Here is a 21,869-nt window from a genome sequence, read left to right on the forward strand (position 1 = left end):
TCCTGTCCTTTCTTAAATGAGGCAAAAATTAAATTCAATTTACGTTGTATAATTAATTTGCATGGAGGTTGTATGAAATTCCTCGTGTATTGTTTTTTATCTTTTTTATTATTTGTAACAAATATATCTGGTCAAAATATTCCAACTTTGTTACAACCCCCAAATGGATTTACAGAAGTTCCTGCACAGAACGCATTTTTCAATTGCAGTTGGGTTAATAATGCAAGTATGTACCGCCTATGGATTTCTTCGGATCAAAACTTTAATACAATTGATTATCAGAAAGAACAAACATGGCCAGATTTCAGTAACATTTCTTTAACGGAGGGAAATACTTATTTCTGGAAAGTTCAGACAAAGGTGAATGATGTGTGGGAGAGTTGGAGTTCTCCGTTTAGTTTTACTGTTCATACAATCAACATTGTAACTCCAAGTTATAAATTCTCTGTTATTGACTATCAAGAAAATTCAATCCCAACAAAAACCTTTAGAGGAGAATTGGTTGGTGATACAAAGGGGGATGGTATTAAAAGACTGCTATCTGGAAATGGTAGAGCGGGTAAGCTTGAGATTTATCAATACATCAATAATACTTTAGTCTTGGAACATGAAATCCCAATTTTGAATTCACCTTCAGAAAATGCAAGCATTGTGCCTAAAATAATTGGAGATATTGATAACGACGGTAATATAGAATTTATAGTGGCGGCTGAAAATTACTCAACAATTCCGACTCCTACATTTTTTGGAATATACCGTTGGAATGGATTGAATTATGTAAAAGTATTTGAAAAACAAGAACAAAATTTTGCGGTAAATCAGAATAACTCCGTGATTTTTACGGATTTGAATAATGATGGAAATAATGAATTAGTAATGGTTGTAAATAATTTAATTGGAGTATACAATTTTCAAAATAACACATTGAATAAAATTAGTGAGTACCCGCAATTTGTTCAAGCAAGAATTTCTGTCGGTGATACAGATGGTGATGGATTAAAAGAAATTGTCACCCATTTTAATTCTCAAAATGGAAGCATTATAAGAATTTTAGGGTTTGATGGGAGTAATTTTAATTTAAAAGCAGATATCAATGGATTCATTAATCCACTTGGTGGCGTTTTAGTTGAAGACCTTAATAATGATGGAAAAGGAGAAATTGTAACCGGTACCGGCTGGATAAGAAGCTATGAATTGTATATGAATATTATTGGATTTGATGGGAATGGCTATTCAATTATCAAATCAGATAGAACTCAATTTGGAGTTGGCCAGTTTTTAGTTGGAGATTTGGATGGGGATGGAAACAATGAAGTGGTTATGTTTAACAATGCCAATGGATCTTATGTTTATGATTATGAAAATGGAAATTATCTACTTGGATTTATAAATCATACCGGTGCCGTTGAGAATGGAGAAGTGGCCGATCTTGATAATGATAATTCAGCTGAAGTGATAGCTGCATCCTATGGAGCACTTCAGATTTTGAGTATCTATTCTCAGTCACCAAAGGTAGTATTACTAAATCCAAGCAATCATGTTGGCAATGTAAACCCAATGCCTACATTCACATGGGAAGCATATGCTGGAGCTGCAAGCTACACATTAGAAATAACAACTATGAGTGATTTTGTAAATCCAGCTTTTAGGTTTACAAATATCACCGGTACAAGTTATACTATGACTGAATCGTTGAGAGAAAATTTTGGCACATATAATTGGCGCGTTAAGGCAGACAAAAGCCAATGGTCGGATGTATGGAATTTTGGAACTGGGAGTAATATAATACCAAGATTGTTGGAACCTCAAGACGGGTATGCGTTTGTTCCAGCCATGAATGCCTTTCTATCATGGAAGTGGGTAAGCGGAGCTTCAAAATACCAATTTCAAATAAGTTACGATGAGAACTTTTTATCTATCTATCTTGATGAGGAAACTAATCAGAATACCAAATGGAATATAAGTTTCTCAGAAGGAAATACTTACTACTGGAGAGTTCGATCTTACGTAAACAATTCATGGAGCGAATGGAGTGCGAGCTGGAGATTCAGCGTGAATACAAGAAATCTCACTTTACCCGATTATAAGTTTTCCTCTGTCGATTTTAGTTTGCCCCGTGAGCAGGGGGGACCATTCAGCTCGGCGCTTGCTGGCAATATAAATAATGATGGGATAACTCGGTTGCTGGTCGGTAGTCAAGAGACAGGAATGCTTCAAGTGTACCGGAACTTGAACGGAGCTTACATCAAGGAATGGGAAAGACAATTAATTAGTGAAGCCGAGCTACAGCAAACTCCATACGCATCTATTGTTCCAAACATGATTGGAGATGTAGACAACGATGGCAGAAATGAAATAATTGTGGGATTTGAAGGAATTGATAAAATCGAGATGTATCGATGGAATGGAAACACATATGAAAGGATTTTCCAAGGTGCACAAACCGGACATATGAGTAATAGGATTGGAAGCATTGTAGATCTGGATAACGATGGGCAGAATGAAGTTGTAATGGCGATGCCCTTTGTCGGGGTATACAAGTACACTGGTAACTTATTCCAACAGATTTGGAATAGTAACGAGATGACAGTACAACAGATTGCTGTTGGCGATGCTGATAATGATGGAAAGTTTGAACTTGTCTATCCTGTTATGGATGATGAGCGCCCATCCCTAAGTATTGTTGATGTGAATGGGGGTGTCTACACTAAACATTCATCTGTGACGGGATTTGATCATGCACTCGGAGGGGTTGTCATTGAAGACCTTGATGGAAATAGTTCTAATGAAATTTATACAGGTATAACTCAGAGGGCTGCTTCTTATCAATACTTTATTCATAAAATTGAATTCAATGGAACTAGTTACCAAAATACGTCGACTTATGAAACACCATGGGGATTATTCAATGCGAAGGTTGGTGATCTGGATTCTGACGGTAAAAATGAAATTGGTTTCTTTGGCAATGTTGACGGGTTAACAGTTCTTGATTATGAAAACAATTCCTTGTTGATTGGAAGAGTTCGCCACCACGGTTCGGTACGTTATGGTGAGCTAAGTGATACGGATAATGATGGTGCGGCAGAAATTATTGCGCCTAACTATGCAGCTTTGGATTTTGTTAGCGTTTTTTCTCAATCACCCAAAGTAGCACTTCTAAGTCCGAGTAACCATATCGGTAATGTAAATCCAATGACAACATTTACTTGGGAAGCATTTGCTGGGGCACTTAGCTATACTTTAGAAATAACAACGATGGGTGATTTCACAAATCCGGCATTCAGATTTACAAATATCACCGGTACAAGTTATACTATGACTGAATCGTTGAGAGAAAATTTTGGCACATATAATTGGCGCGTTAAGGCAGACAACAGCCAATGGTCAGATGTATGGAATTTTGGAACTGGAAGTAATCCAATACCAAGATTGCTGGAGCCAAGGAATGGATTTGCTGAAGTGCCTGCACAGAATGCATTCTTAAGGTGGAATTGGGTAAATGGTGCGACAAGCTTCAGAGTAGAATTATCTGAGGATCAAAATTTTTCAACACTAGTAACATTCCAGGAAAATAATAATACTCAGCTCTGGAATCTAAACCTAACAGAAGGAAAGACATACTACTGGAGAGCGAAGGCATTATTAAATGGAGTGTGGGGAGAGTGGAGCTCCACATGGAGCTTTACAGTTCATACAATAAATATAGCTACACAGCCATATAAGTATGCCTCAGTAGATTACACTAAGTTTGGAGATGCAACAACATCATTCAGAGGAGCATTAGTAGGAGATGTAAAAGGAGACGGATTAAAGCGCATAGCAATAGGCAATGGAAAAGGTGGAAAACTTGAAATCCATAGGTATGAGAATGGTGAATTAGTAAAGGAAATTGAAATACCAATAATATCAAATACTGCCGATTGGACAAGTATAGTTCCCAAAGCCATTGCAGATATAGATAATGATGGGAAAAATGAAATATTAGTTGTTGGCGAAGGCTCAAGCACGTGGGATCCGTCAGTTACGCAGATATACAAATGGGATGGAAGTAGTTATCAGAAGATATTTGAGAAGACTAATTTCATATATCAGCATAGTGCCGTTATGGTGACAGATGTAGATAAGGATGGAAAGAACGAGTTACTGATGTCTGGCGGCAATCTCAGAATTATAAAATATGATAGTGGAACAAATATATTTACAGATATCTGGCAATATAATGATGGACCGGATAATGGCAACTTTGCCGTAGATGATGTAGATGGAGATGGGTATAATGAAATAGTATTTGGATCAAGACAATATCCGGAATGGGAATCAAAGAAACTAATTGTATTGGGATATAATGGAAGTAGTTATCAGTTAGAATCTGAAGTTGGAGGATTTACTTATTCTTTGGGAGGGGTATCTATTGTTGATCTTAATAATGATGGAAAAAAAGAAATCATTGCCGGTACTGGAAGTGTGCAGTGCTATACTTATAATTTGTATAAAATAGAGCACCAATCTGGCGGATATTCAATTACAAATACTGATCGAGTTGGCTTCGGAGTTGCAACAAGTAAAGTTGGAGATATAGATGGCGATGGAAATAATGAGGTAGTAATGGCGAGAACCTCATATGGTTCGTATATCTATTATTATTTAAATGGTCAGTATAAGAGTGGATTAGTAGAGCATACAAGTTCATGGAATGGCGATGTTGCCAATATAGATTCTGATGTGGCAGCAGAAATCATAGTCCCGGAACAGAATCGATTTGAAGTTGTGAGCATCTTTAATCAATCACCCAAAGTAGCACTTCTAAGTCCGAGTAACCATATCGGTAATGTAAATCCAATGACAACATTTACTTGGGAAGCGTATTCTGGGGCACTTAGCTATACATTAGAAATAACAACTATGAGTGATTTTGTAAATCCAGCTTTTAGGTTTACAAATATCACCGGTACAAGTTATACTATGACTGAATCGTTGAGAGAAAATTTTGGCACATATAATTGGCGCGTTAAGGCAGACAACAGCCAATGGTCAGATGTATGGAATTTTGGAACTGGAAGTAATCCAATACCAAGATTGCTGGAGCCAAGGAATGGATTTGCTGAAGTGCCTGCACAGAATGCATTCTTAAGGTGGAACTGGGTAAATGGTGCGACAAGTTTCAGAGTAGAATTATCTGAGGATCAAAATTTTTCAACATTAGTGACATTCCAGGAAAATAATAATACTCAGCTCTGGAATCTAAACCTAACAGAAGGAAAGACATACTACTGGAGAGCGAAGGCATTATTAAATGGAGTGTGGGGAGAGTGGAGCTCCACATGGAGCTTTACAGTTCATACAATAAATATAGATACACCAGCTTATAAGTTTTCATCAGTTGATTACACAAAACAGGGTGATGCAACTTCATCATTCCGTGGCGTACTTTCGGGTAATGTAAAGAATGATGGAATAAACAGAATACTTATTGGTAATGGTAGAGCTGGGAAACTTGAAATAAGTAGATATGAAAATGGCAATCTGATAAACGAAGATGAAATTACGGTTATAACAAATCCTGTTGATTGGTCAAACTTATCTCCAAAGGCAATTGCAGATATCGACAAAGATGGGAAAAATGAAATCATTGTAATTGGTGAAGGATTTTCATCGCCACAACCGAATTTATTTAAAATTTACCGCAGTGAAAGCGGGAGTTATACACAAATTTTTGAAAGGCAGGATAACACATTTAATGTAAATGCTAATAGTTCATTTGAAACCGCTGATTTAGATAAGGATGGAAATATAGAATTAATAATGGTGGTGAATGGATTAGTTGGTGTGTATCAGTATTCATCAAATACACTTAATAAAATATGGGAATTTCCACAGCCAACCGACTCTAAATTTGCGCTAGGTGATACTGATGGCGATGGATACCTTGAAATTATTACAACACAACAGAGCTATCCTGAATGGGAGTCAAAAAGTGTTTACATTCTTGGGTATGATGGAAGCACATATCGGCAAGAAGGAATGCTTAGTGGATTTGTCCCAACACTTGGTGGCATAACCATTGAAGATTTCAACAATGATGGAAAGGGTGAGATATTTGTTGGTACCGGTTCTTATCAAGTATATACTTACAACAATTATGTAATCGGTTTTGATAACGGCGCATATTCAATTCTCAGGAGTGATCGTGTGCAATATGGTACGCTAAAGGGCAGGACCGGCGATATTGATGGGGATGGTAAAAACGAAATTGTTTTATTTAGAGCCGCAAATGGTTCATACATTTATGATTATGAAAATGGTCAATTGAATTTGGGATACATTGATCATAGCGGATATGCTGAAAACGGAGAAGTTGCAAATGTAGATTCAGATCTTGCCGCTGAAATATTGGCCCCGGCATTTAGCCAATTCAATATTGTAAGCATTTATGATCACTCTCCAAAGGTTGTTTTAATAACTCCTTCACAAGGGCAGAATCAAATAAGTCCAACAGCGCAATTCAGTTGGCAGCAGTATGAAGGAGCTGTGTCCTATACTTTACAAATAAATAATAATCCAGATTTAACGAATCCATTATATAGTTATCTCACAAATAGTACAACTTTTACCGTGCCGCAAGCACTAAATGAGAACAGCGGATACTGGTGGCGGGTCAAGGCAGATAACAGCCAGTGGTCGGATGTATGGAATTTTTATACATCAAGTAATCCAATTCCAAGATTAATTGAACCCCGAAATGGATATGCTGAGGTTCAAATATGGGGTATTCTTTACTGTTCAATTGTAAGTCAAGCATCTACTTACTACTTTGAATATTCTCAAGATCCAAACTTTTCTCCCTCACTTACATTGAGTAAAGAATCAATCTCAAATATCGAATATTTCAATTTCGAAGATGGTAAAACTTACTACTGGAGAACCAGGGCAAAAATTCAAGATATGTGGGGTGATTGGTCTGAGGTTTGGAGTTTTACTGTACATCAAGAAAATAGGCCTGTATATAAAATTTCCAATGTGGATGCTTCCGCTAATATCCAGTTGGCAAGATCAGTATTGGCAGGCGATTTTAGAGGTGACGGACAAAATAGAATATATATAGGGACAAGTGATGGCAAGATTGTAGAATTCGAGTATCAAAACGGACAATATGTTAATATTAGAACGCAACAAATACTATTAGAAAACGAGTATAAATTGGGAGACGGTGGTTATGGAGATTTAATAATCACACTAATCGAAGATATCGATAAGGATGGGAAAAATGAAATGTTAGTTGATGTTGAACGTACAAATAAATTTCTAATACTAAAGTGGGACGGGTCAAAACACGTAAGATGGTTAGAACAAAGTAATAATTCTATCCACTATAAGCCAATGTCATTTGTTGATATAAATAAAGATGGCATTAACGAATTAGTTGTGGGAGGAAATCAAATCACAATTTATAATTATTCTTCAACGCTAAATTCTTTAGTAACTCTCCAAACTATTAATCAATCGACTGGTCTTCAAATAGCTGTAGGTGATATAGATAACGATTATTCTCTTGAGATTATTTCACCATCCTCCCCATGGGCACAATCTAATCATGGAATTTTGATCATTGGATATGATGGCACTCAATATGTAGTTGAGAACAATATTACTGGCTTTTCACATGCCTTAAATGGATGTGCTGTAGCTGATTTGGATGAAAATGGTTTAAATGAAATTTATTCAGGTGTTTATAATGTCGCTACCTATGATTATTATTTTTATAAAATTGAAAAAAGTACGAATGATTTTATTATAAGCAATCTATTTAATGCTAGGGCTGGAATTTTCGGTGTCCACTCTGGGGATGTAGATGGTGATTCTAAAAATGAGATTGTTTTTAATAAAAATGGTGCTACTTCAGTTCTGGATTTTGAAAACAATCAGTACATATGGGGAAACATTGCGAATTCTGGAGTTTTCTGCCATGTAATGGATACTGATAATGATGGAGTTGCAGAAATGTTATCTCCCCACCAAAATATTGTAATTAGTATAAAATCAGAATTGGCTAAAATTATTTTAGTATCACCCTCTAATAATCAAACCGGTGTTAACCAATTAGCAACCTTTACCTGGCAACCATTAAGTAATGCTACTCGGTATTTTGTGCAAATAAGCAATACCCCAGATTTTTTTAATCCGATGTTCATGGATTCGACCGATACACCAACATATACAAAGGCTTTACCTAACAACAGTGTACACTATTGGCGAGTAAAATCGAATAACAGTCAATGGTCAGATATTTGGAAATTCAATACAATTGGCAATTCCAAACCAATATTACTTTCACCCGAAAATGGTTTTGCACAAGTACCAAGTCATTCTGCAAATTTGAAATGGTACGGTGTAAATGGAGCAACAAAATATAGAGTTGAAGTTGCGTTAGATCCAAGTTTTACGAATGTAATTTTATTTCAAGAAAATGCAAATGCTGCTTACTGGGATGTTCCTGTAAATGAAGGAAGCACATATTTTTGGCGAGTTAAGTCTTATACTAATAATATGTGGAGCGAGTGGAGCGATATATGGAACTTTACAGTATGTACTCAAATTGGTGTAACTCAACAATGGTTAAACCAAGGTGCATTTCCTAGCGAAGATGTTTCTTGGAAATCGCAAAATCATGCAATTGCTGTTGACCCTGATGGTAAAATTTGGATAGGGAAATGGCAAAACATAACTGGTTTTATAAATCCGGCTACTGGAAAAGCTTTGCGAGCACCCGTATATCTTACTTATGTTTTTAATCCGGACGGTACACAAGCATCATTCTCCCCGTTATTTCAGGTGATGGGAGATACAATGTACACTATATCTCAGCGTGGAATGAGAACAAATATTGACGGAAATATTCTTTTATCAACTGGTCCCGGCAGTAATCCCGCTGCTTTATATATGATCGATTATAAGACAGGTTATGGATTGAAAAAAGTTACATTCCCGGGAACTCCTACGGCTGCCAGCGTTTCTTCAGATGGAACAATATTTATTGCGCCAGTTACTGAAGGAACTTTTCCACTTTCAATGTATGATCAGAATCTTAATTTAATTGGAACTGCCATTGATAGAACAAAAGGTTTCTCAAGAAGCTTCGAAGTTTCGAAAGATGGGAATACAATTTATTGGGCAGGATATACTAATGGTAAAGTACATATTTACAAAAGAAACGATGCATCATCGAACTTTGCATTGGTAGATTCAATTTTATCCGGGTTCCATGCAGAATCTTTTACTTGGCATCCAGTTACTGGTCACTTATGGATCTCTGCAGGATCACAAAACGATAAACCGACCAATGGCTATACTCCTGGAACATGGTATGCATATGATACGGTTACTAAAATGATTGTGGATAGTCTAAAGTGGAATTTTTCAAATCCCACTTTGCCAAATGAAAGACCTCGCGCATTAGCTTTTAGTAATGATGGAAAAATTGCTTATGCTGGACAATTTGGAGTTGGTAGCGCTCCAATGGTTCAAAGATTTGTGAAAGGAATTGTTGGACCATTTAGCATCGAATTGGCTACTAATCCTGCAAATGGTGGAATAACAACTGGCGATGGTGCTTATTACTCTGGTAACACAATTACAATAAATGTAATCCCAAATTCAGGTTACTCTTTCGTAAATTGGATGGAGGATGGAAATATTGTATCGACAAATAAAACTTTTACATTTACTGCCAATAAGAGTAGGGCAATTGTTGCAAACTTAATACAACAAACACCTATACAAGTTACCTATAGTTGTGATATGCAATATGAAATAGCATCAGGAAGATTTAATCCACTGACTGATTATGTTGAATTGAGGGGAACAGAATTTGGTTGGGAAATTGGAATAAGAATGACTCAAGATCCAAATCAACCAAATCTATTTACTCATACAGCAATTCAGAATGTTCAATCCTCCGGTGAGAATTTGCCCGATTATAAATTCTGGTACACATCTGTTCAGTTTGGCGATTTCTGGGAGAATGGAAATAATAGAACACATAATGTAACCCCAGAAGAATTCAACAATCGTTCTATAAGTATTAATAGAACTTTTGATGACATTAGAAAAGAAAATAGCACAAACCGGGTAACATCAATTCTTATCCAGGTGAACCTGAATGGAGGAAAAGATGTTTTCGGTAATGCGTTGCCGTCGCAAATCAATAACGTTCATCTAACCGGTTCTTCAGTCCCATTAAGCTGGGCAGGTTGGTTTATACAAAGCAGTGACTTCATGACACCGATGTATGATGACGGGACTCATGGCGACCTAGTCGCAAATGATAAGGTCTATTCGAATTTAATCTCCTTCCCAATTTATACGAAGTTTCAAGTGGAATTAGCTTATGTGATTAATTATGATATGACTCAACCGCAAAATATTGTCTATGAAAATAATGGAGGGGACAATCACATATTCATGCTTGAGCATGATCTTGTTAAAGCAAAAATTAAAAATGTATATGGATTCATGTCTAACTACGGAGAGATAATTACACCCCTTTATGATAAAGAATATATTAACACAGTTGAACAAGATTTAGCTAAGAAGGCTTATGTCGAATTAATAAATAATACAAGTGGAAAATTGCAGAAGGATATACAAAAGAGTTATGATTTCTTCCTTAAGAGCTTAGATCCAAAACTATGGATAGATGAATCTCATCTTACCGCTAACGGACAGCAGATGTTTGAAGCAAGTAAAAATGCTGTTAAAGACTTGATGAAGCTGGACAAAGAACCGATTTACTCATCGAAAATTCTACCTTTAATAATTCATATCTTTAATGCGGATAAGTATGTTGTTGAATTGTACTACTCGGAGTTGATTACCAAGTATGAAGCATTAGGATGCGGCGCAACTCCAACAAATAGTAATTGCACTAAATGGAAAAGGGATTTGGATGATGCTCAAAAATTAATAGCTGAGGTCTATAGCGATTATTCAAAAGAAAATTATGATAAAGCCATAATTACTTTGAAACAAGCTTGGCTAAATCTTAAAAAGATTCAGGGAGCGGGATTGGCTAAAGAAATGGGAGAATTATTGAATGAGATAGAAATCCCAACTGATTATTATCTTTCTCAAAATTATCCTAATCCATTTAATCCATCTACACAAATTCAATTTGGTTTGCCAAGCGATTCAAAAGTTCAGATAAACGTTTATAATATTCTTGGTGAAAGAGTACATACTATAGCAGATCAATTTTACTCTGCAGGAATTCAAACACTTCATTTTAATGCGGCTGACCTAAGCAACGGAGTCTATATTTATTCAATTACCGCAATCTCAAATGAGGGCAAAATATTCCGTGATACTAAGAAAATGTTGTTGGTGAAATAGTATTGTGGATGATGAGAGGGCAAATAGCGGTAGTGGATTCACTACCGCTATTTTTATTAATCTATAAAAATAATTTAAGTATTTAAATTGAATCTTCTATTGGGACTGGTCACCCAAAATATGAAGCGGAGAGAAAACTAACTTCGATTAAATGCTTTTGTCATTGAGATTATTTCAGCTTTAGAGAGGTTGTACTTTTTTGCAACGCTTTCCCAGGCACCTACTTTCTCCTTAGTCAACTTTATTATCTTCTGCGACTTGGTTTTATTTAAACGGAAATATTCAGCTACTTCTAACGCAAGGTCGAAGTCTAAATCGTTACTTGTTTCGGATATATTAAGACTTAGACCAGTCCCCGATTCATTAGGATTTATATCGAAAGCGGGTGAGAGCAGCCAACCTTTTTCAGTTAGTATAAATCCATGATTTCGTAAGTGATCATCAGTATTTGAAATAGATATACTAAACACAATTCTTTTCCATAATTTTATTTCTTTTGGGGGCTCTTTTCTTAACGGTTAATTTCGCATCTTGTAGCTTACGCCCTAGTTCATCGTCTCTTCCTACTTTTAAAATATCCTCAGCAAGACCAAGTACAAAAAGAACTTGTAAGTATAATCCTATGCTTACATTCGGCCTACCTTTTTCAATGGAAGAAAGAGTAGGGCGGCTAATGTTAGCTCTTTCAGAAATTTGTTGTGCGCTCAATCTTCTTCTAAGTCTTGCAAGTCTAATATTCTCGCCAAGATTTTCTAGCATTCGATTAATTTTAGGTGATATCATTTGTTCTTCCTTTTATAACGTAAACTATACTTTACAATAATAAGCAAAAATGTAAACAATAGTTAGCATTATTTTAATGAAATTACTCATGGGTTTTTATGGTGGTATACTAACTTTGCCTCATCAGGTGGCGATATTGACCAGCACCCAATAGAAGATCCATTTAAGGTTAGTAAATAAGGATCAAAGCATGAAGTCAAAATGGGAAGGAAAAAGCATAGTATTGAAAGTATCGTACCATGTTTCGAGAAATAGGAGTATCCACAGGTGAATCACAGAATGAACTGCAACATGCCACACCTTCATACAATAATGATTTTAAAATACCAAGATCAGTATTTCGATAAACAACAGCTGTTTTCTTAATAAACCCACTATGGACAAATTTTATCTTCTTCAATGCACACAAAATTTAACAGAGATAATTAAAAGAATTTATAGACGTTTAATTCAAATAAATTGTATTTGACTAATTAATTTTTGCAAATCAAATTCTCCTTGATTCGTTTCTAAAATAGGATGAAAATGAAGAGAATAGATAGAACAATTAAGACCAGAAAAAATATTACAGCTAGACAATAATTATTAGTGACAAATTAAAATTGTTTTAGTAGGTTGTATTTAAGTTAAAATTGAAATCTTATAGAAAAGGGTTTAATGACATTTAATTCATAGGCTAACCGGGAGTCTGGTTATGAAAAGCCGCTTAAAAAATGTTTCGTTGGAATTCCACAAAAATGTTGTAAAGAATATTCTAAAACGTCACTTGACAACAGACCGCTTTATGTATCCACTCTCGGTCAGTTTTTTTATTACGCTCCGTTGCAATCTAAAGTGTTCATACTGCAACATCTGCGATCCCAGTTATTCTGAACTAACCACAGCTGAAATCTTCAGACTTTTAGAAAAAATTCGCCCTAATAATCCTGGTTTGTACATTACAGGCGGCGAACCATTCGTAAGAAAAGATATCAAGGCTATTCTGCAAAAAGCGGTGGAATTAAAATTCAAGCCATTATGGTTAATAACTAATGCTTACAATCTTCATAACAATTTAGACTGTCTTGAATATCTTGATTACTTAATTGTAAGTCTTGATTCTGTGAATAATGAAAAGTGGGACAATATACTTGGAGTTAAAGGTGCATCTTCTAGGATCATTGAGAATATTACACATGCAGCTTCACTTCAAGAAAAATATGACTTTGTTATGGTAGCCAACAACCTAATTAATAAAGAGTTAATAGAAGACGCCTACAAGGTAATTGATTTTTGCAATGAGAAGGATATTTACATAGCCCCGCAGCCAATAGACAGCTGGATGGAAGAATCGGAAAACCTTACGGCAAATAAAGATTATATTAAACTGGTTAACGATATCAAGTTGATGAAGAAAAGCGGTTCTAAAAATTTTGTGGTAACAAATTTATTTCTAGATAGCATGCTCAAAAAGACCGTTCCCAACTGTTATCCCACAATGAATCCAAGAGTATTTCCTGACGGTTCGGTATTTTATCCATGCATGACACGAAACAAAATTTACGGAAATCTGCTTGAATACAAAAGTCTTCATGAAATGATGATCGAAGCCTACCGCAAGGAGAAACTACCGGAATGTACACGAGATCCAAAATTATGCACGCGCAACTGTATTGTTGAGATTAATCTATTTGTTGATAAACCAATAAGCTATTTAAAAGACTGCTTGGATAATGTTTCTCTAAAATTTTAGGTATTTAGAGTATGACCGATACATACCTTGGTCTGGATCTTGGCGCGGCAACAATAAAAATGATCACTCTTCAATCTCTGAATGGTCGGTTCCAAATTACTAGCAAGATTGCAGTAGAACATTTTAACAATAATTAATAATGGCGCGGTAATTTCAATAGGTCATAAGACAAATTCTATTCTTGAAGTCAGAGAAGGTAAAATTCATTCTTACACAGAAAATTCAAAATGCGCACAGGGAAGCGGAAGTTTCTTGCTGAACATTTTATCAAGATTAAAGACTCCAACCAGAGAACTGAATTCTGACTTGGTTACATTTCACAAAGCGTCAAATCTCTCCGGCAGATGCCCGGTTCTAATTAAAACAAGTATAACGCATAAGCACAACACTGGGGAATCGAAAGAGGGAATTATCGCCGGACTTCTTGATGTAATAACCGACAATTTATTAGCCGGATTAAAACTAGATTCAAAAATTAATATTCTCATGCTTACCGGCAGGGTTTCAAACATTCGTAGAATAAGAAATAACATCAATTCATTTTGCCTGTCTCACAGCATAATGCTTTTAGAAGAAAATGAGGATCACTATTATATTGATGCAATCGGATGTGCCGTTACCGCTGCAGAAAAAGGAATGTCGCAAATAATTCCCGATAATATTTTCTCTAACATTAGGAAAAATGGATGGAATAAAACAGCACCACTCAAGCAATTTTTACAGAATGTCGAAAGAAAAGAAATATCAAAAGAAAAGAATCGTTCAAATGCCGTATCCAAGATAATTGCCGGTTTGGATATCGGTTCGACCGGTTCAAAATTAGTTATCCTTGATTATGGAACGAAAAACATTCTTTATGAAGATTATACAAAAACCAGCGGAGAGCCGATAGCCGCTGTAAAAGAACTGCTTGCAAAAGCCATCTCAGTTACAAATGAAATTAATAAATTAAGCATGCTAGCTGTAACCGGTAGCGGAAGAATTTTAATAGGAACCATGCTGAAAAATATTTTCGGGGAGAATAATGTATATATCGTAAACGAAATAATTGCCCATACAGCCGGCGCGTTACATTATGATGAAACAGTTGATACGATATTTGAAATTGGAGGGCAAGATTCCAAATACATAAGAATTTCAAATGGAGCAATAATTGATTTCGCACTTAACGAAGCTTGCAGTGCGGGAACCGGATCTTTCCTTGAAGAATTGTGCAGCCGGTTTCCAGATTATTTTGATTTTAAAAAGCTTGACGAACTGGCTCTTAGTGCCGAATATGGAATAGAACTTGGTCAGCACTGTTCAGTTTTTATTTCGGATGTAATTGAAAAGGCTGTTGCTGCAAATTTCACGAAAGAAAGTATTGCAGTTGGATTGTTCGACTCCATAATTGCCAACTATATGAATCGTGTTAAAAAGAACCGCTCAATAGGCTCTAAAATATTTTGTCAGGGAATGCCATTTAGCATGGCATCTCTCGGCTGTGCGGTTGCACGTTATACAGGAGGAAGGATTGTAATACCAGCGCATCCCGGGACAGTTGGTGCTCTTGGGGCAGCTCTTCTTGCAGGTAGGATGTTACCCGATTCTGTCAGTAATAATATTGATGTTAGATTAATCTTTAATATAAATCAAATTCGCAAAGAAGAATTTATATGTAATTCTATAAAAGGTTGTTCACCTGTCAGGTTAAAATGTTCAATTGAAAAAGTAAGCTTCAAATATGATGATGAACACCACGAATGTTATTGGGGAGGAAGCTGCTCTTTGTGGGAAAAAAATAGAGGAGCCGATATTTCAACTGGTAGCATTGATCCTTTTGCCGAAAGATCCTCATTGATTGAATCAATAAAAAACGGATTGAAATATGATAAGCGTTTGAAGTCGATTGGTATTACGGATAAGTTTTCTCTTCATGAATTATTTCCATTCTTCACATCATTGTTTTCTAATCTCGGCATAAACGTTATCACGGAAAATGATCAGTCAAATATTTCAATCACTAAAGGCAAACGTGATGCTAATATCGTAATGTGCTCTCCTGCATTACAGGGTATTGGAGCCATAAATTTATTTAATGATAAGAAACCGGATTATATTTTTAATCCTGTATTTATCAACTCGCTAAACTATTATGAAGACAGATCAACAAGCAGCTGCCCTATAGTTCAAGGTAATGCCTATTTAATAAAAAATTCAAAGTCGGAAGTACATTATCCGGCATTAATAAGCCCGGTTATCAAAATTGGAAGGGGAGATATAAATTCGGCGGAATTTTATGACAGCTGCAAATCAATTGGAAAATTACTCGGTAAAAATAGAAGGGAAATTGAAGGAGCTTTTAATACCGCCGTCAAAGCTCAAGAAAAATTTAGTCGGGAATGTAAAAAAATCGGGGATGCTGCAATTAACTATTGCAAAGAGCATAACAAAATTCCTATTGTAGTTCTCGGCAAACTTTATTCGATTCATCATCAATATCTAAACTCAAACGTTCCAAATTATCTGCGTTCACTTGGTATAGTTCCAATTCCGATGGATTGTTTTAGTTTAGCAAAAGAGCTTCCAGATTTTTCAAGTGTCTACTGGGGATATGCCCAATATATACTTGCGGCATCATTTCAAATACGTAGCAGCGAACAAATTTTCAGTGTGTTATGCACAAATTATTCATGCGGTCCGGATAGTTTCGTGGAGAGTTACTACAACTATATTATGAAAGGAAAACCTTCTCTGGTTATTGAAAATGATGGAGACGCGGGTAACGTCGGCACAAAGATGCGGTTGGAGATACTTCTTCATTGCATAAAAGAATACATGGTTAAAAGTAACAAACGAGTAAACAATGATATCGCAAATGTTTTCAAAAGGTCTCGTTTAAAGCTCTTACACTTGCGTAATACGAATGATAAAATACTTTTACCATATATCGGGTATTCATCAAATGTTGTTGCGGCAGTTGTGCGTGGAAGTGGAATTGCTTGCGAAGCGCTACCGAAGCCGAACAATCAATCTCTTGCCCTGGGTAAAAGATTTACAAGCGGAAAGGAATGCTTACCAATGTCTGTAACGCTTGGAAGTCTGTTGCATTATATAAAAAGTAATGACACTAAAAACGGGCAAAATAAGTTATTCTATTTTATGCCCGGTAGCGAAGGACCATGCCGTTTTGGCAACTATAATATTCTTGATCGGCTTGTAATAAAAGATTTTGGATTAGAAGATAGAGTATTAATCCTTTCAAGCGCAGATGATGATCTTTTTGATGGGATGCCGGCAAGTTTTACTGCCATGGTTTATCTGTCATTAATAAGTATTGATAATCTTGTCGCTGCGGCCAACTACGTCCGTCAAATTGAAAGTAGGAAAGGCGAAACAGATAAAGTTTTTCAAAGGTACTACTCATTATTGGTCGAGTTTCTAGAGAACACTAATTGTTTTCAGATTAGCAATGGCCGATTGCTAAGTGAAGTGATAAGTGGAAATTTATTTGGACTCGCAAAACTATTTCAAAAAGCAGCGGCAGAATTTTCTTTGCTTAAAACCGATAAAAAAGTTAAAACAGTTTCACTTGATGGAGCGTTGTATGTGCGGCTGGATCCTTTTTCAAATCAAGACATGGCTCAAAAGTTAGAGGAGCGGGGATTAAGAATAAAGGAAGTTCCATTTACAGAGTGGCTCGATTTCCTTAATCTTTCTTCCGAGGATGGTGCAGGTAAACTGGTTCCGAAAAAAATGCTAAATAAATATGTAAAATATAGAATCAGAAAAATTCCTAATATGATTTTTAGCAAAGAATTGGGCATGCCGAATTTTCCGGAATTGAAAAACGAGATAGAGGAAATAACCAGATATATTGGGTTTGATTCTATCGGTGAAGCAATCCTCTCCGTTGGTGGATCAATCGTTCAACACAAAGCGGGAAAAGTTGACGCGCTGATGAATCTTGGTCCATCGGAATGCCTGCAATGTAAAGTCGCTGATTCAATCATTAAAAATGCTCTGTGCAAGAATAATATTCTGGCAAAATCAATCGAGTTTAACGGAGATATTATGGATGAATCGATTATAGATGATTTTGTGTATGATATCGAAAATTACTCGCATAATAAAGCTTGGAACGGATTAGATAAATCATAATAAGAAAAAATAAAAAAGTAGAAACGTTCAACTATGGAATCCATCTGCGAAAATAATGGTATCTCGACTGAGAATAATAACTATACAACCATTCATAAGAAATACTTAGTAAAGGGTTCGCTACTATTTGTTCTAATAACCTTGGCAACCTTCATCTTTCTCTTTCTTATAAATGATTCCATTAAACTAATTGAGGTGATCGAACAACTAAGATTTAGGTACCTAATTGCACTGTTGGTACTGGTCGTAGTTGATGCATATTTAGATACTTCTCGATATTTTGTTCTAGCCAAAAAGATTAATCCATTAGTAAAGTATAGATTAATCTTCGAAGCCAATATGGCAGATAGCTTCGGAGGTGCAATAACTCCATTTCAAGCTGGCGGCGGTCCAGCAATGTTGTTTATAATGAACAGAGGAGGAATTGATATTGCGAACGGACTATCCATTATTGTTGCCACGTATTTTATGACTCTAACATTTCTTTTATGTGCAAGTTTGATTAGTGTATCTCTATTACAATACCACTTCTCAAATGCTTTCTTAGATAACCTTCTTACTTACAGTTTGACAGCATTTACAGTAATACTCTCATTAATAATACTGTCCCTATTTCTTCCTCAAAATATTCTTGATAGAATTATAAATCATTGTAAAGGTAGCATTAATCATTCAAATAAAATTATGGCTTCACTACTTAATGCTATTATTAGACTATTAATAATAATCAAGGAATACAATTATGCTTGTAGACAGTTAATAATCAGGCACCCAAGAGCCCTTCTTAATACTCTGATAGTAACCATTTTATACTATTTCAATAGATTTTTATTGGCGTATTGTCTTGTGTATGCCTTAGGCGGTGTGATTAGCTTTAAGAACATTGTTGCGACGCAATCACTCATTTTATTTCTACCTTATTTTGCGCCAACGCCTGGTGGAAGTGGTTTTACTGAAATCAGTATTAATGGATTAATGGGGGGTATGCTTAGCGGTGGGATTCTGTTCAGTTTTATTTACTTCTACCGATGTTTACTTTATTACATATTCGTATTTCTTGGTGGTCTTGCAATTGCAAAAGAATTAAAATGCAGAATCAGTGAGAGCAGAGATAGTCTTCCGCTATTAATAACAGAATACAGTGCTGAATAAATATGTGTCTTTTTGTTTCAACAAAAATTCCAAATGAATTTGAGAAATATTAAAAAGGAGTAATATAATGAGTTCAACTGTTCTTGACCATCGCAGCTTATATAGAATGCCATGGAATTTGGCTGATAATGCTATCTCATGGCTTGAACCAACCGCAGTCTGTAATTTAGCTTGCGACGGATGCTATAGGGAAAATGAAAAAAACTCTCATAAATCTCTCCAGGAGTTGAAACATGAGTTAGATGTTTTTATTAGCAAAAGAAATTCAGATTGTATTTCAATCGCCGGAGGAGATCCTCTGCTTCATCCTGAAATTATAGATATAGTGAAAGAAATTTATTCCAGAGGATTGAAGCCGATTATGAACACAAACGGCGTTGCACTCGATAAGAAATTATTAATTGAGCTGAAAAAGGCAGGACTCTTCGGGTTTACTTTTCATGTGGATAGCAAGCAGGGGAGAACAGGAAAGTGGAAAGCTAAGAATGAAATTGAATTAAATGAATTACGCTTTGAGTACGCAAATCTATTGAATGAAGTTGGTGGTCTTTCGTGCTCATTTAATTCTACTGTTTATGAAGATACGTTCCAATATATACCAGAAATGATAGAATGGGCTCATAGAAATATAGATATTGTTCATACAATGGTTTTTATCGCCTTCAGACAGGAAGTACCAAAACTCCAATTTGATTGGTTTGCGGGCTCAAACAAAGTCAACTGGCAAGAGATAAAATACCACTCTGAGCATGATCGTAAAGTCGATATTCTTTCAACAGATATGTTGAATTTGGTTCAACAGAAATTTCCACAATTCAAACCATTGGCTTACTTAAATGGAACTGAAAAAGTTGACACATTCAAATGGTTATTCACGGAAAGAGTTGGAAATAAAAAGAAAATTTATGGCTACCTAGGACCTAAATTTATGGAATTGGTTATGGCGACACATCACTTTGTTAGGGGTAAGTACTTGTCTTACATTTCTCCAGCAGAAGCGAGAATGGGTAGAATAGCAATGCTTTTACTTTGGCCCTTCGATAAGGGACTTAGAAATGCATTAAGAAATTGGTTGAAAGATCCGCTTGGGTGGTTCAAAAGATCAAATCTACAAACTATATTGTTTATTCAACCCGTTGATTTTACTGAGACGGGAAATCAAAATATGTGTGATGGTTGTCCAGATATAACCGTTTGGAATGATGATATAGTTTGGTCTTGTAGACTCGAAGAGTTAAAAAGATTTGGGACTTTCCTACATTCTGTTTCCAAAAATTAGAAACCATACCCGGATGAAAATGACGAATTCATTTTCTTAAGAAATGATGAACTCCTGAAAGATGTTACATTTTGAAGTAAGGGAATCGAGATACTAGAGGTAAGTAAAAATGGACAATAAAAGGTTTCAGGCTGGAATAATATCAGTAATCGTTCGTGATGTATTTGCTTCTATAGAATATGGTCAGACACTTGGAGAAGTGTTGAGGTTGGTGAGAATTAGTTATCCAATTTGGCGACATGCCTAGACTATAAAGTTGTTTGATCTCAGGGATAAGCAATTTAGTAAAATTTAAATTGATCATAATCATTATGTAAATAATTATGATTATACACCTCAATTTAAGAGGAGGATAAAATGAGGAATGTACTATTATTAGGAATTTTAATTGGAAGCTGTTTAACTGGTTGCACTTTGCTTGGTGGAGTAATAGGGATAGTTTTACCTCAACAAGAGACTTTTACAAAAGACAATTTCATTTTAAGTGATTACAAAAAGGGCTCTCAAATCACCGTGAATACTCCAGACGACAGAAGTATCATTTGTGAGTTAGACTCCGTAATATTTATTGAGGCCTCGGACTATGAGGTACTGTATCTTAATTATCTGCATGAAAATCTAGATTCTAATTTACCCCTGGAAATCAATAAAGAGTACAAAATAAATGGGGCAATGCCTTATTATTCTTTTGCTGGATTTGACTATGGTGGGTTACGTTTTGATTCTCTTTGGACTGAGCGTACAATATTTTTAGATTTTGATGAAATTATTTATTTAGTAGATAGATCAAATAAAAAATATCCGAACACGCATATTCGTGATTTATACAACAATCATCAGCTACCTTTGAAATCCAGATTGGTACTAAAGTTTAACAATCAACAAGAGATCTATGATTCTGTAGATATAAAAACCATTACTGCATCATCATTTCATCCTCTATTTTCTGGCATCGCAATTGGGGCTACACTAGACTTAATGTTTGCGATAGGATGGTTTATGTCTGAATAATGATCCAGAGATTCGAATTCAGCATTTGACGTAAAATCTGAGAGAGGCTGGTGAAGTGGAAATAACTATTAAGGAACCTGTGAAAATATTTTCATTAACAACGTAAATTATACTTTGCATAAATATGTAAACAATAACCAGCATTATTTTAATGAAATTGATAATGGGTTTTTATAGCGGTAAGCTGACTTCGGGTCAGCATATAGTCAAAGTAGGAGTAATAAAATCTATACTGATATTAATTCTTTCAAAAATTTGAAATAGTAATTATAAATACTAAGATGTCGCAGATTGGTTTATAAGTTCATAACGAATTGATCATCATCAAATATTTGACCTTTCATTCTAAAAATAATTTTTTGGATTCATATTCAAGTGGATTGATGA

The 21,869-nt window shown here is 35.5% G+C and carries 9 protein-coding genes; 7 read left to right on the plus strand and 2 right to left on the minus strand.

All coding sequences use genetic code 11. The annotated features are described in order from the left end of the window. The first annotated feature begins 72 nt into the window (after positions 1-72). On the plus strand, positions 73-11,385 hold the full coding sequence (locus tag KF816_02150) for a T9SS type A sorting domain-containing protein (GenBank protein MBX3006807.1): 11,313 nt from the start codon (positions 73-75) through the stop codon (positions 11,383-11,385). Between the two features lie 137 nt (positions 11,386-11,522). On the opposite strand, the gene KF816_02155 is transcribed toward KF816_02150, so the two are convergent. Further along, positions 11,523-11,855, minus strand: a complete 333-nt coding sequence (locus KF816_02155; GenBank protein MBX3006808.1) for a HipA domain-containing protein — start codon at positions 11,853-11,855, stop codon at positions 11,523-11,525. Beyond that, a complete protein-coding gene (locus tag KF816_02160; GenBank protein MBX3006809.1) occupies positions 11,848-12,168 on the minus strand; it encodes a helix-turn-helix transcriptional regulator in 321 nt (106 codons plus the stop codon). The genes KF816_02155 and KF816_02160 overlap by 8 nt, the downstream gene beginning before the upstream one ends. Before the next feature lie 694 nt (positions 12,169-12,862). On the opposite strand from KF816_02160, the gene KF816_02165 reads away from it, so the two are divergent. The 6 genes from KF816_02165 (at position 12,863) to KF816_02190 (ending at position 21,482) form a co-directional block, all read left to right on the plus strand. Then, the gene (locus KF816_02165) at positions 12,863-13,900 is read left to right on the plus strand and encodes a radical SAM protein (GenBank protein ID MBX3006810.1); all 1,038 of its coding nucleotides are present in this window, start codon (positions 12,863-12,865) and stop codon (positions 13,898-13,900) included. Positions 13,901-14,152: 252 nt separating this feature from the next. Continuing rightward, complete coding sequence (locus KF816_02170) at positions 14,153-18,040, plus strand: hypothetical protein (GenBank protein ID MBX3006811.1); 3,888 nt, start codon at positions 14,153-14,155, stop codon at positions 18,038-18,040. Positions 18,041-18,073: 33 nt separating this feature from the next. Beyond that, complete coding sequence (locus tag KF816_02175) at positions 18,074-19,192, plus strand: flippase-like domain-containing protein (GenBank protein ID MBX3006812.1); 1,119 nt, start codon at positions 18,074-18,076, stop codon at positions 19,190-19,192. Positions 19,193-19,259: 67 nt separating this feature from the next. After that, entirely contained in the window at positions 19,260-20,471 is a 1,212-nt protein-coding gene (locus tag KF816_02180; protein MBX3006813.1) for a radical SAM protein, read from the plus strand. Positions 20,472-20,580: 109 nt separating this feature from the next. Continuing rightward, complete coding sequence (locus KF816_02185; GenBank protein ID MBX3006814.1) at positions 20,581-20,718, plus strand: hypothetical protein; 138 nt, start codon at positions 20,581-20,583, stop codon at positions 20,716-20,718. A 110-nt stretch (positions 20,719-20,828) separates the two neighbouring features. Continuing rightward, positions 20,829-21,482 carry a hypothetical protein gene (locus tag KF816_02190; protein ID MBX3006815.1) on the plus strand — a complete coding sequence of 218 codons (654 nt, stop codon included), beginning with the start codon at positions 20,829-20,831 and terminating at the stop codon, positions 21,480-21,482. Positions 21,483-21,869 lie beyond the last annotated feature (387 nt).

Source organism: Melioribacteraceae bacterium (assembly GCA_019638015.1).
GTDB lineage: Bacteria > Bacteroidota > Ignavibacteria > Ignavibacteriales > Melioribacteraceae > JAHBUP01.